The following is a 12,504-nucleotide window of genomic DNA, read 5'->3' on the forward strand; positions in this document are numbered from 1 at the left end:
GCTACGGGTGGTTGATGCCCTTCCCCTTGAGGTTCTTCTCGATGCACACGATGTGCTCGCGAAGCCACTGCAACCGGCGGAGGTCCGCCAGCGCACACTCGAATGCATCGGTTGTGGCCGTGTGCTTCCCGTGGGTGATATCCGTATCGCTGATCGCGATGGCGTGCAATTGCAGGTCGAGCACGACGCGATCCGGCCCGACGTAGAGGTCATGTAGCGACGTAACCAGGCCCTTCAGCACGTCGAGATTCTGCCGCAAGCGCTCCTCGACCTCTTCGACCTCGTCAAGCGCGTGGCTGCGACGTTCGATCCAGTCGGCAATCTGCCGTTGGCGGTCATCGGCGCTCATCATGATGCTCTAGGATACCAGCCCCATCCCCTTGACAGCATGGGCACTATTGTGTAATCTGTTAGCACGATATAGGAGGGCAGCGATGGCACAGCAGGCACCGGGCCAGCACTACCGCAAGGGCATTTCCCTGGTCGAGATCATGCGGATGTTCCCCGACGACGCGACCGCCGAGGCCTGGTTCGCATCCACCCGCTGGCCCGACGGCCCGCGCTGCCCCGCCTGCGACTCCGACAACGTGCTCTCCGGCGCCAAGCACAAGACCATGCCCTACCGCTGCCGCGCCAAGGGCTGCCGCAAGCGGTTCTCCGTCAAGACCGGCACGGTCATGGAAGCCTCGAACATCGGCTACCAGAAGTGGGCGATGGCCATGTACTTGAGCCTCACGTCGCTCAAGAGTGTGTCCAGCATGAAGCTCCACCGCGACCTGGACATCTCCCAGAAGTCCGCGTGGCACATGGCCCACCGGCTGCGGCAAGCGTTCGCCCAGGCATCCGACGAGCCGATGGCCGGCCCGGTGGAAGTGGACGAGACGTTCGTGGGCGGCAAGCGCAAGAACATGTCGAACGCGCAACGCGCCGAACTCGCGGACGCTGGCCGCGGCACCGTCGGCAAGACCGCCGTGGCGGGCATCAAGGATCGGGCGACCAATCAGGTCCGCGCCGAGGTGGTGCCGGACACGACGCGCGCCACGCTCCAGGGCTTCGTCGGCGAGCACGCGGCGGCTGGCGCGACGATCTACACCGACGAGGCCACGGCGTACGCGGGGCTGCCGAACCATGAGACCGTCCGGCATAGCGTCGGCGAGTACGTGCGCGACCAGGCGCACACCAACGGCCTGGAATCCTTCTGGGCCGCGCTCAAGCGGGCGCACGACGGCGTGTTCCACAAGATGAGCCCGAAGCACCTCGACCGCTACGTCCAGGAGTTCGCGGGCAAGCACAACGTGCGCGGCGCGGACACGCGCGACCAGCTGCGCGGGCTGGTGGCCGACATGGACGGCCGGCGGCTCACCTACGACGCGCTGATCGCCCCGAACGGGCTGTCCAGTGGGGCGCGGCGGTCATGACGCCGAACTGGCGCAATCGGACGCTGTGGACGGGCGACAACCTCGACATCATGCGGGGGATGAACTCCGAGTCGGTGGATCTCATCTACGCCGACCCGCCCTTCAACTCGCAGGCCGACTATGCCGCGCCTGTCGGCTCCGAAGCTGCCGGCGCGGCGTTCAAGGACACGTGGACGCTGGACGACGTGGACGAGGCGTGGCATGGGCTGATCGCCGAACAGGAACCGGCGCTCTACCGCATCATCGACGCGGCAGGGCTGGCCCACGGCAAGGGCATGAAGTCCTACCTGATCATGATGGCGGCCCGCCTGCTCGAAATGCGGCGCGTGCTGAAGGCCAACGGCTCGCTGTATGTGCACTGCGACCCCACAGCCTCGCACTATCTCAAGTCACTTCTGGATGCAATATTCGGGGGGGGCAATTTCGCAATGAGTTGGTCTGGAAGCGGACGAGTGCGCATAGTGACGCCCAGCGATTCGCCAGCGTCTCGGACCGGCTCCTGTTCTACGGGCGCGACGCGATGACCTGGAATCGCCAGTATCTCCCGCTCAGCGCGACCTACGTAGCGCGCGACTATCGCCATACCGATGACCGGGGCCGCTATCGCGTTGACAACCTCACCGGCCCCGGCCAATCGCGCGGGCCATCGGGCGAGCCGTGGCGCGGGTATGATCCGGGCACGAGCGGGCGATGCTGGAGCGTGCCGAAGACCGGCAGCTACGCGGCGTGGATTGACGCGCACGTCATCCCTGGATACGCGCGGCTCGCGGGCATTCACGAGCGACTCGATGCCCTCGCGGACGCGGGGCTGATTGACTGGACCTCGGAGGGCTACCCCCGATTGAAGCGCTATCTGGCCGCCTCGAAGGGTGAGGCGGTATCCGATTTCATCGGTGACCTCCAGAACGTGAATAATCGCTCGCGGGAGCATGTTGGCTACCCCACGCAGAAGCCGCTGGCGCTGCTCGACCGCATCATCCGCGCCAGCAGCAACGAAGGCGACGTCGTGCTCGACCCGTTCTGCGGCTGCGCCACGGCGCTGGTGGCCGCCGACCGGCTGGATCGGCAGTGGGTGGGCATTGACCTGTCGCCACTGGCCGCGCGGCTGGTGCTCAAGCGGCTACGCGATGACCGCGGCCCGATGTTCGACGACGTGGTGCACCGCACCGACATTCCGCGCCGCACCGATCAAGGCGACGTGCCCAACTACCGCACCCACAAGCACCGGTTGTATGGCCGTCAAGAGGGGGTGTGCGCGGGCTGTCTCGTGCTGTTCCCGTTCCGCAATTTCACCGTCGACCACATCATCGCGCGCCGCAAGGGCGGCAGTGACGCGCTCGACAATCTCCAGTTGCTATGCGCCGCGTGCAACGCCGTGAAGGGCACGCAGTCGCAGGAAGCGTTCATCGCACGGCTCGTTGCGCAAGGGGTCCGCCCATGAGCACACGCCGACGCCGGAAGCGACGGCCGCCCGTGGTCCGCGTGGTGGAATCGACGTATCAGCCGACGAAAGCCGAGAAAGAAGAGCTGCTGGCATTCCCCGAGGGCACGACGCCGGAGGACCTGGTGCGCGCCGTCACGCGGACGGTGCGGCTGCGCCCCGTGCGCCGCGACCAGGTGCGCTAGGTGGCGTGGGCACTATCCGATATAATCCCCTATCCAATCTGACAAGGCTGATTCTCAATGGCAACCAGTTGCTCGGGGAGATCCCATCCGCGCTGGGCAACCTTTCCGAGTTGCAAGAGCTGTGGTTGGCTGACAACCAATTCATTGGAGCGATTCCGTCCGAATTGGGCAGCTTTGCCAACCTGGCGCTGCTGGATCTGAGCAGGAATCAGTTGAGCGGAGCAATCCCGTCCGAGCTGGGCAGTCTTGCCAACTTGAGATATCTGCTGCTCGCCGGCAATCAGTTAAGTGGGGAGATACCATCTGAATTGTGGCGCCTGCCCCACCTGACCCATCTGATTCTCGCGGATAACGAGTTGAGCGGGTCGATCCCGCCCGAGCTGGGCCGACAGACCCACCTGAGATTTCTGTGGCTCAATGGCAATCGGCTCCAGGGAGCAATCCCGCCTGAACTGGGTCGCCTGTCCCTCTCTCGCCTTAATCGGCCCTCCTTCCTGAGTTCGCTGCGGCTCGACGACAATCGGCTAAGTGGGAAGATCCCAACTGAGTTGGGCTACCTTTCCAACCTGGTGGTGCTGATGCTCGGCGGGAGCAACCAACTCTCTGGTTGCATCCCCGGCGAGTCGCAGGAGGTTGAGGCCAACGACCTCGGCGAGCTTGGTCTGCCCGTGTGCGGCGCTAGCTGAGGCCCGGGCCTCCGGCCGCAAGCAGAATCTGCCAAATGGATGGGCGACGTTCCCATTGTGGCCGCAGCCGCGTGGGAGCGAGTCGCATCGCCGATATCGCGCCCGTAGCTCTGTAGGCAATGCGACTGCGAACCCGTCCGCGCACTCGACATTCGCCGCTACCCTCGACTAGACCCTCCGACGCCGCGACCACGAGATCAATCGCCGTCGACAGAATCCCGACACCTCACTCGCAGAAGGTGATCGGCAGGTATTGAAAGTTGTTCCCAGGAATCCTTCGCAGCGCCACCGGGATGCATCCCGTCAACAAAGGGCTGCTGGGGAGGGTCAAGAGCTGCAGGTTGCCAAGCCGCGCCAACTCGGCGGGTATCGTCCCTCTCAGCCTATTTCCCCAGAGCATCAAGGTTTGCAGATTGGCGAGCTGACCTAACTCGGCGGGAATCTTGCCGCTCAGCCGGCAAAATGAGAGGTCCAGCGTAAGCAGGTTGGCGAGCTGGCCAAGCTCGACCGGAATCTCGCCACTCAAATCGTTTTCGCAGAGGTTGAGCAATTCCAGGCTTGCGAGACGTCCCAATTCCGCTGGTATCTCTCCCGTCAGGAAGTTCCCTCCAAGTTGGAGGGTTCTGAGGTTGGCGAGTTGACCGAATTCGTCTGGTATCTCGCCCTCCAATTTGTTTCTGGTAAGAACCAGGAATCTCAGGTTGGAGAGTTGGCCCAACTCGGCTGGTAGTTCTCCACTTAGGAAGTTCTCGCCAAGGCTGAGTACCTGCAGGTTGGCGAGTTGGCCTACCTCCGCGGGTATCTCTCCCCTCAACTCGTTCGCGCGGAGATTCAACTCTTGCAGGTGAGCAAGTTGGCCTAACTCGGGCGAGATATGTCCGCTCAACTCGTTCCCCGAGAGGTCGAGCTCTTGCAGGCTGCTCAGGAGGCCGAGGTCTGCCGGAATCTCCCCAGCCAGCTGGTTCGCACGGAGTCTGAGTTTCAGCAGGCGATCAAGATGCCCTAGTTCAGCCGGAATCTCCCCCGTCAAGGCGTTGAAGCTCAGACTGATCTCTCGCAGTTCGCCGAGCTGGGCCAGTTCGGCGGGCAGCGGTCCGCTTAGATTGTTCGTCGGGAGTACCAGGCTGATCACGCGGTCATTGGCGTCGGTGGTGACGCCGTGCCATTCACCGATTGGCGCCTCGCTCAGCCACTTGTCCTTGCGACTCCAATTCGGGCCATCGGTGGCGTCGAAGATGGCGGTGAGCACGGCCCTATCGGGTGGCGGCGGATGGGTGGCGGCGCCCACGCGCCCGGTGGTCGTGGACGTGCCGGGCACATTCCCAGTCGCCTGCGAGCCATCACAGCCCGCAACAGCCAGCACGGCCGCTGCGAGAAGTGCGACCCATCGGACGGGCCCCATAGACCGTCGGCGGGCGGATGCCAGCATGCGGCAAGGCTCCGATTCCATGTCAGCCAGCGCCGACTTCACGATACGCACGTGCAATCCCGCAGTCCGAGTCGGCTAACGTCTCTTGCACTGACGTCCCCGTCCCCCGGCATGGGGCCCGCGAGATGGCTGAAAGACGGATACGGGGCTCTCAGGCGAGCCACCCGCGAAACTGCTCTCCAATCGAACGGTGATGCCCGTGACTGGTAAGAAAGCTGGGCCGCGATTTGGGCTGGTCGTCCGGTGCCCCAGGGTTTGGCTGCCAACGCAGAATGGAGCCAGCTGATTGCGCGCAATCACCCGCGCAGGTCCTCTTCTCCAGCGTGATGCCCAAACCAGTAGATCGGTCGATGCCCCAGGTCCCCAATTCACGGCCGCTTCAAAGTACAGCGAAGCTCACCACGATATTCTGCCTGAGCTTCCATTACGAAGATTCATTCACAATAGACGTTGAGTGCCGAAAGATTGTCACCAAGCTTACTCGGTGTCAACGTCCGCGTTACGCGGAAGCGGGCTATATTGACACCTTGGCGCCGCACGGCGAACCGCCACCGTCGGGCACCTCGCAGCGTCGGCTGCCTTACCCGGTGGATTCGCGCCCCGTATCAAGTAGTGGGCAGGCTCTTCGCCGAAATCACGGACTCAAAGTGACCCTCTGCACACCGCGGCTCAGTTCGCTTCGGCGGTGTCAATAGGCTCGTATCAGCCACCCCGAAAGCTCACGAGCCGACAGATCTGGCAGCCGGGCGACTCCGCCGCGCGACGCTACTTCCCTGGGCCGCCGAGTGGCGTTGACAGCGCTCGGGCCGCCGGCCTCTTTGCACTGCCTGCTCCACCTGTAGGTTTCTCCGGCCATTTCGTTCACTGTCAGCTTGTTGCTGATTCGGGCGTCACGAGCATCGATGGGCCGGGCCCCAGGCGAGCTGATCCGTGCAAATCTGCACAGCACCGATGTGAAGTCGCCGTGGTGACTTGGACGAGAAATGACGGCATCCGCATACCGCAGAGTGACGAATTCAGTACTAGATTCGACGTTCGATCATCTCGCCAGGAGGCCGTGTGAGTGACGCAGCATCCGGCCACGCAAGCACTCATCCTTGAATCCTCCAATGGCGACGCCGCCAATGATCAGTCCACCTAGCCGTCACCAGCGCCGCTGGTGAGTTTGGACTCTTGCGCTCACGGCCGTTCTCATTGCGTGTGCCCTGTCGGCCTGTGGATATGGCAGCTTCGGCGATTCCCCCTCTTCCTCGTTGGGGCCAGTCGACAGGCTGCATTGCAGCGGATGCTCCGCGCTCCACGCGACCCAGGCTGCCAACGTCCTGCCAACATCTGGGCCATCCTTCGGCCCCGGTGGCTGATTCGGGGTGGCACTTGGCGCGGCGAATTACAGGAGCGGCAGGGATTCTCAGCCGCTGGGCAAAGCTCGCGAGACCCCAAGCATCCGGGCTGTGGGTCCGACGACGGCAACCGCCGCCGTGCGCGGAGTCCTCCCAGCCACAGTGAGTTCTCCGGCGCATCGCCGATCAAGCGTTCCAGGTCGCGTCTCGGCGGCTGGACGACCCCGGCTGCCCGACATCAAGCAGCACGTGCAGGTCTTCCCGCCGCGTATGGCTGGGGATGCGGATGTGTCGGATCAACCCGACACACCAGAGGCGGCGGACGCGGCCCGTGCGGAACTGCCGCGTATCGGCCACTTGCGTGACGGTGGGGAATTGCGGTCCGTGATCCGTGGCGGTGGTTCGTCGGCGGGACGCGGGCGGAATCCGGCTTCGATGGCGAGTCTCGGCCGCCGCAGTAATGAGACACGGCACGTCGGCGATCGTCGCGGCAATACCGAGGCAGCCCGACGCGCTGCTTTGAACTCGAGGTTCAGCCATCGCACGGTCGGACGATCAGCGACCGTGCAACAAGCGACAATCCAAGTATCCGCAAGGCTTTTGGGCCCGGGTTTCTCGGGCGCCTTGGACCATCACCTCGGGGACGTCCGGCACGTGCTCCGAGGTCTTCTGCAGGCGCATCCGAGGCGGTGAAAGAGTCTCGAGCTCACCCTCGTCGTCATTGGGGCCGAGCCCGACGCGCGACCCACCTGGTCCGGCACGAAGGCCTCGCAATGCCCCGCCGGATCGCCGCGATGTCGTGCGGCATGTCCCGGCCCTCCAGGATCCGCACGAACAGACGCACGGTCCGCAGGTAGGTGTAGCGCGTGCCCGACGACTTGTTCTCGGCAGCCGGCGCCGCCACTCAAGGCCCACGGTTCGGAGTGTCGCGAATGGCAACGAAGACACCAAAGAAGTACCACAGTTATGGTGTGGCCAAGCGCTGTGGCAGGCCCAACTTGATTCGCCTTAGACGCAGGACCAAGGCTCCCAAACCTGCAAACCTGCGTTGGAGCCCACACCCGGAATTGAACCGGGGACCTCGTCCTTACCAACTATTTTGCTGTCAGCGCTGTGGCACCCACCTGTAGACCTCGAGCGAAACGCATCAAATTATGGTGTGGTGGGTTTCCGGCAGTCACATTGGTCGGCTCCGCGGGCCCGAAAATTCATTCAGCCGACCCGCATGAGCCGGGAATCGCACTCAGCAATCATTGCGTGACCGATGACTTGCCGCAATTGGAATTCCCGACTCCATCGCGCGCTATTGTCACCTCGGCTTCGTCGGAGTTGCGCTGGATCTCCCTGGGGTGGTGTGCGCACCTGACTCGGATTCAGGAGGTCGCGAGTTCAAATCTCACCGCCCCGACCAAAGACCACCTGACACAGAGTTTCTGGTGTTCCTCTGAACGAGTCCTGTCTTGCGCTGTGCTTTTCCCGGCCAGGTGACAACCCCGGACGCCCCACCCGCCGAAGCCGCCCTCCGCGTGGCCATCCGGCTCTTCCTGCGCCACTGTCGCGCCACCCGCGCCCCGGCCACCGCGCCGCACTACCAGGAGCGCCTGGCCACCCTCCACCGCTGGCTCGGTGCCGCCGGCCTGCTCGCCCCACCGGATCGCCGCCGCCCCTCGCAGCCGCTCAACGCCTCCCTCTACCAAGCCCTGCGCCCCGGCACCATCGACCGCTTCGTCGAGGCCATGCGCGCCATGACCTACGCCAACGCGCTCACCGCCACCCCCGCCAAGCCGCTCAGCCCCGCCACCATCCGCAAGAACGTGGCCGCCGTGAAGACCTTCGCCGCCTGGTGCGTGGCCGACGGCTATCTCGACCTCAACCAGCTCGCCGGCTACTGCCTGCCGCTGCCCCCCCGAGCCCGAGATCGAGCCCTTCAGCGACGCCCAGGTCTTAGCCCTGGTGAGCGCCACCGCCAGCTGGACCCGCAGCCGCCGGCGCAACCTCGCCATCGCCCTGCTGCTGCTCGACACCGGCATCCGCGCCGGCGAGCTGCTGCGGCTCACTCCGGACGACCTCGACCTCGACGCCGGCTGGGTGCGCGTCTGGGGCAAGGGCGCGCGCCAGCGGCGCGTCGCCATCGGGCCGCGCGTGATCGACGCCCTGGCGGCCTACCAGGGCCTGGAGCGCCGCGGCATCTGCTCCCGGTTCTTCGAGAGCGAGAAGGGCGGGCCACTGAGCTGCCGCGGGCTCAAGCGCATGCTCGAGCGCCCGGCCGCGCGCGCCGGCGTCAGCGGGCGGCGCATCTCGCCGCACACCTTCCGCCACACCTTCGCCGTCAGCTACCCGCGCGCCGGCGGCGACGAGCGCAGCCTGCGACTGATCCTGGGGCACCAGTCGGGGGATTCGATCGAGGCCTGCCTGCGCTACGTGTTCGGCGAGCAGCACATCAAGGAGCGGCACACCCACTTCTCGCCCCTGGACCGGCTGGGCCTGGGTGCGACGCCGCGCTGAGCGCCGCCGCCTCACCACCCCAGCGCCTGCGCCCGTCCCGTCGTGCCCGCCAGCGCGTGGCACTGGTAGTGAAACCACCAGCCGTCGGCCTTCCGCACCCAGCACTGCGACGGCAGCAGCAGCTCGCCGCAGCCGCTGCAGCGGCGCCGTCGTAGCGCGGGCGGCGTCCGGTCCCGGGCGGCCGCTGGGACGGCGGTTAGTGCCGGACGCCCGTGCCGCTCCGCGTCGTCCGGCGGCGGGCCGCGGCTCATGTCGTGGGCTGCACCACAGTCACCCCACCAGTGTGCGGGCCGGCAGCCCGAGGGGCAGCACAGGTTTCCGTAGAAATGCGAAAAAGCGACGTGCGGGCGCTTGCCCAGCAGCCGGCCACGCCGTCGAACCGGTGCCTCGGGCGCCGGTCGTCATCCCGGCATCCGCGGCAGGCGGCCGCTCAACCGGCGCCCGTCGCCTGCGAGGAGGCATTCGCGCCTCGCCACCCGCACCCGGCGCACCGGAAGCCGGTCACCCAGCCGATCTCGGGCTACCTTGGGCCGAGCCCGCAGTCGTCGGCGCCGGCCGCGTGCCACAGCGGTTCCGGCGCCTCGCGGTACCCCCGAGCCATCGCCACGCGCGACCGCCGCGGGGTCGGTAGAGCACCGCCTCACCACGACCGGCAGGTCCGCGCGTGATTGACTTGCCCGCAGGCACCGCCGCGTCGAACTGCGGCCGACACCGCCCGCGGCGAGCAAACAAAGAAAACGAGCGCGCGTGCCCGCCGTAGGCGCCGCCCGGACTGGCGCTTGCGGGAACCACATCGGCTGCCGAGAACCCGAGGACAAGCAGGCTCGCCCACGTGACGGAGTGCACAGGTGCCGTCGGCCTCCGAGCCTCGCGCCGATGCCTCCGCCGGACGCTTCGCCGCGCACGATGCGCTCCCGACGCGACCGTTGGGCGCCCGATCCTCGGACCGGGCGCCCACTCGGCCGCAGGCAACTCGGCAACATGCCGTCAGGACATCAGCCCATCTTCCTTCAGGCTCACGACCCGGTCACCGCCGATGACGACGTGGTCCACGATCTGAATCCCCAGCAGATCGGCCGCCGCCACCAGCTTTCGGGTCAGCGCGGTGTCGTCCGCGCTCGGCGTCGGATCACCGCTGGGATGGTTGTGGCAGATGATGAGGTGGGGAATTGCCGCGACCACCGCCGGCCGCAGCACTTCCGCCGGCCGGACCATGATGGCGCAGACATTGCCCTGGTAGATGACGCGCTGGCCGACCACGTGGCGCCGGCTGTCGAGGAGCAGCACCCGCATCTGCTCCTGGGCCAGTCCGGCCATCTCGGGCGCCAGGAGCTGCCGCACGTCATCGGGGCGTCAATGGTGGGCCGGTCGTCCTGGTTGCGTGCCGGCTGGGCCTCTACGCCGTAGCGCAAGGCCAACTCGCGCAGGAGACGCAGGTTGAATCTGAGCGCGTCCAGCAGGATCTCGTCGCGGGTGTCTGTCGTCATTTCGGTCATGTCGGCCTCCTTGGCTGTGGGTTGAATAAAGCAATGGGGCCGCCTCCGAGATCTGAGACGGCTCCGTGCTACGCCGGGCTGTGGCAGTGGTAGTGCAGCGGTGAGCCCTCAGGTCTTGACGGGCAGGGTCTTGCTGCCAGGATTTGCTGAAATCCCCGGGGGTTCGTGCGGTCGATCCGCGGCGTCGATGGTCCGTGCCGCAGCCCACGGGCTGGGGGCTGCCGGTGCCACGGCGAGCTCCTGGTGCACGCGGTCGCACTTGCCGGGCAAGGTGATCCTCGTCGGCCGGCCGCCGGGGAAGACGGCGCCAGGGGGGCGTCGCGATGCGATACCTCCTGGGGACGGCTGATTCGGCTGGGTCTCGTGCCGCCGGCAGGGACGCCGGTACCCGTCGCTACCCGTCGCTGCCCGTCGCTACCCGTCGGCCTCCAACTCAGCGTTGCCTGAGGGTGTTGACCACCCCGGCCAGCAGGGGCGCCAGCGCCGCCGCCGACGGACAGTCGATGAAGCGCTCCCCGAAGAGCCGACGCATCTCCCGCCGGTTGCCGGCCTCCAGTTCGACGCCCAGCCCCAACACCTCGATCCGGGCCTCGGCCGCGCAGTGGTTCAGATGCTGCACGGCGGGCGGGTCGTGCGGCTCGCCGTCGTGGATGATCACCAGCACCTTCAGCGTCTCGGGACGCGCGGTCATCTCGTTGAGGATCGCCTCGTAAGCCGGGCTCATGGCGCTGCCGGTGTTGGCCGGCAGTCCCGCCAGCCGGGCCAGCGCCCGCTCCGACGCGTCACCCGACCGCAGGATCCACTCCGCGCCCTCGAAGGCGACCACCCCGTGCCAGACGTCCAGCTCCGCGCAGGCGAGGTGCAGCGTGGCCGCCGCCACCCGGGCCGCCGCCATCCGCGCCCCGTCCATGGAACCTGACCGGTCCAGCAACACGCCCACCGCCACGGACTGCGGATCGGGCTCCGGCTCCGCCGGCATCACGAAGGGCGTGGCGTCCTGGCTGCGGATCGCCGCCCGCAGGCTCAGCCGCCCATGGCGGTCGGTCCACTCCGGCGTGCGCGCCACCTCCGGCAGGGCGAGCCGCGCCACCAACTCGGACGCCAGCGGCTCCGCCGCCGCCAGCAGCGCGCCCGGCGGCGCCAGCAACCGCTCGGGGCCGAACCCCGCCGTCGCCACCTCGGCCGGAAGCTCGTCGTCGTCCGCCGCTGACTTGCCGGGATCCTTCCAGTCGGTCCCGCCGCCCGGCCGCGGCTCGGCCGGATCGACCCGCGTCCCGCGGTTCGGCGCCCCCGGCAGCGGCACCTGCTCGGGCAGTGTCTGCTCCAAATCCAGGATGGCCACGATCTGCTCCGCGAGGTCGTAGACCCGTCCCGTGTCCGGCGCCACCCACGCCTGCTCCACCAGCGGCTGCACCTGGCGCCAGCGCCGCCGGTTCAGCGCCGACAGTTGCCCGTTCAGCGGCAGCCCCAGCCGTCGGGCCCAGCGCCACTGCAGCGCCGCAAGCACCACCCAGCGCGGGTCGTCCGGGTCCTGCAACTCCCCGCGCGGCTGTCCTAGCGGCAGGACGCGCCCGTAGCACTGTCGCGTCAGCGCCGTCAGCGCCCGGCGCACCGTCCAGAACTGTCCGCCCATGATCCGCTCGATGCGCTCGTCCTCCAGCACGTTCGTGACCTGCTGCACCACCGGGGTGGCGCCGTCGCGCGGCGTGGTGTAGCGCGCATGGCCCACTTCGTGCACCAGCAAGCCGCGCGTCAGCAGGTACTGGGTCCGCGGCGGGCCCGGGTGGGCCCGCGGGTTCACCGTGATCGTGCGCCGGGCGAAGTCGCACACGCCGCTCGGGCAGATGATCGGGTTGTCCTCGAGCTCCACCGCGAAGGCGTAGGGGCCCAGGAACGACTTGCCGTAGGTCACGAGCTGACGCTCGATGCTCGGCCACTGATACCACTGCACCGCCATCGGTCTCCCTCCTTCTCCTTGGGTAACGTGCGAGGCCCGCGCCGCAC

11 protein-coding genes and 1 pseudogene are annotated in these 12,504 nt (G+C 67.0%); 6 read left to right on the forward strand and 6 right to left on the reverse strand.

All coding sequences use genetic code 11. From position 1 onward, the window contains the following. Position 1: 1 nt before the first annotated feature. A complete protein-coding gene (locus tag OXG33_04135; GenBank protein MCY4113117.1) occupies positions 2-349 on the reverse strand; it encodes a hypothetical protein in 348 nt (115 codons plus the stop codon). An 85-nt stretch (positions 350-434) separates the two neighbouring features. Between OXG33_04135 and OXG33_04140 the strand changes: the two genes are divergently transcribed. The 5 genes and pseudogenes from OXG33_04140 to OXG33_04160 all read left to right on the forward strand — a co-directional run bounded on the left by OXG33_04140 (position 435) and on the right by OXG33_04160 (position 3,730). Beyond that, positions 435-1,418, forward strand: coding sequence for an IS1595 family transposase (locus OXG33_04140; protein ID MCY4113118.1), 984 nt, complete (start codon positions 435-437; stop codon positions 1,416-1,418). A 59-nt stretch (positions 1,419-1,477) separates the two neighbouring features. After that, positions 1,478-2,466, forward strand: a pseudogene (locus tag OXG33_04145) (site-specific DNA-methyltransferase). Between the two features lie 93 nt (positions 2,467-2,559). Next, positions 2,560-2,859 (forward strand): HNH endonuclease signature motif containing protein, encoded by a 300-nt coding sequence (locus tag OXG33_04150; GenBank protein MCY4113119.1) that lies wholly within the window; start codon positions 2,560-2,562, stop codon positions 2,857-2,859. Further along, on the forward strand, positions 2,856-3,044 hold the full coding sequence (locus OXG33_04155; GenBank protein ID MCY4113120.1) for a hypothetical protein: 189 nt from the start codon (positions 2,856-2,858) through the stop codon (positions 3,042-3,044). Before OXG33_04150 ends, OXG33_04155 begins: the two co-directional genes overlap by 4 nt. A 5-nt stretch (positions 3,045-3,049) precedes the next feature. Next, on the forward strand, positions 3,050-3,730 hold the full coding sequence (locus tag OXG33_04160) for a leucine-rich repeat domain-containing protein (GenBank protein ID MCY4113121.1): 681 nt from the start codon (positions 3,050-3,052) through the stop codon (positions 3,728-3,730). 226 nt (positions 3,731-3,956) lie between these two features. On the opposite strand, the gene OXG33_04165 is transcribed toward OXG33_04160, so the two are convergent. Continuing rightward, positions 3,957-5,048 (reverse strand): hypothetical protein, encoded by a 1,092-nt coding sequence (locus tag OXG33_04165; GenBank protein ID MCY4113122.1) that lies wholly within the window; start codon positions 5,046-5,048, stop codon positions 3,957-3,959. Positions 5,049-6,685: 1,637 nt separating this feature from the next. Continuing rightward, positions 6,686-7,039, reverse strand: a complete 354-nt coding sequence (locus OXG33_04170) for a hypothetical protein (protein MCY4113123.1) — start codon at positions 7,037-7,039, stop codon at positions 6,686-6,688. Between the two features lie 1,377 nt (positions 7,040-8,416). On the opposite strand from OXG33_04170, the gene OXG33_04175 reads away from it, so the two are divergent. Further along, positions 8,417-9,004, forward strand: a complete 588-nt coding sequence (locus OXG33_04175) for a tyrosine-type recombinase/integrase (protein ID MCY4113124.1) — start codon at positions 8,417-8,419, stop codon at positions 9,002-9,004. A gap of 11 nt (positions 9,005-9,015) precedes the next feature. Here OXG33_04175 and OXG33_04180 read toward each other — a convergent pair whose 3' ends face one another. The 3 genes from OXG33_04180 to OXG33_04190 form a co-directional block, all read right to left on the reverse strand. Continuing rightward, positions 9,016-9,255 carry a hypothetical protein gene (locus OXG33_04180; GenBank protein ID MCY4113125.1) on the reverse strand — a complete coding sequence of 80 codons (240 nt, stop codon included), beginning with the start codon at positions 9,253-9,255 and terminating at the stop codon, positions 9,016-9,018. A gap of 736 nt (positions 9,256-9,991) precedes the next feature. Continuing rightward, entirely contained in the window at positions 9,992-10,345 is a 354-nt protein-coding gene (locus tag OXG33_04185; protein ID MCY4113126.1) for a hypothetical protein, read from the reverse strand. A gap of 588 nt (positions 10,346-10,933) precedes the next feature. After that, entirely contained in the window at positions 10,934-12,457 is a 1,524-nt protein-coding gene (locus tag OXG33_04190; protein ID MCY4113127.1) for a hypothetical protein, read from the reverse strand. Positions 12,458-12,504: the final 47 nt, after the last annotated feature.

Source organism: Chloroflexota bacterium, from assembly GCA_026708035.1.
Lineage (GTDB): Bacteria > Chloroflexota > UBA11872 > UBA11872 > UBA11872 > JAJECS01.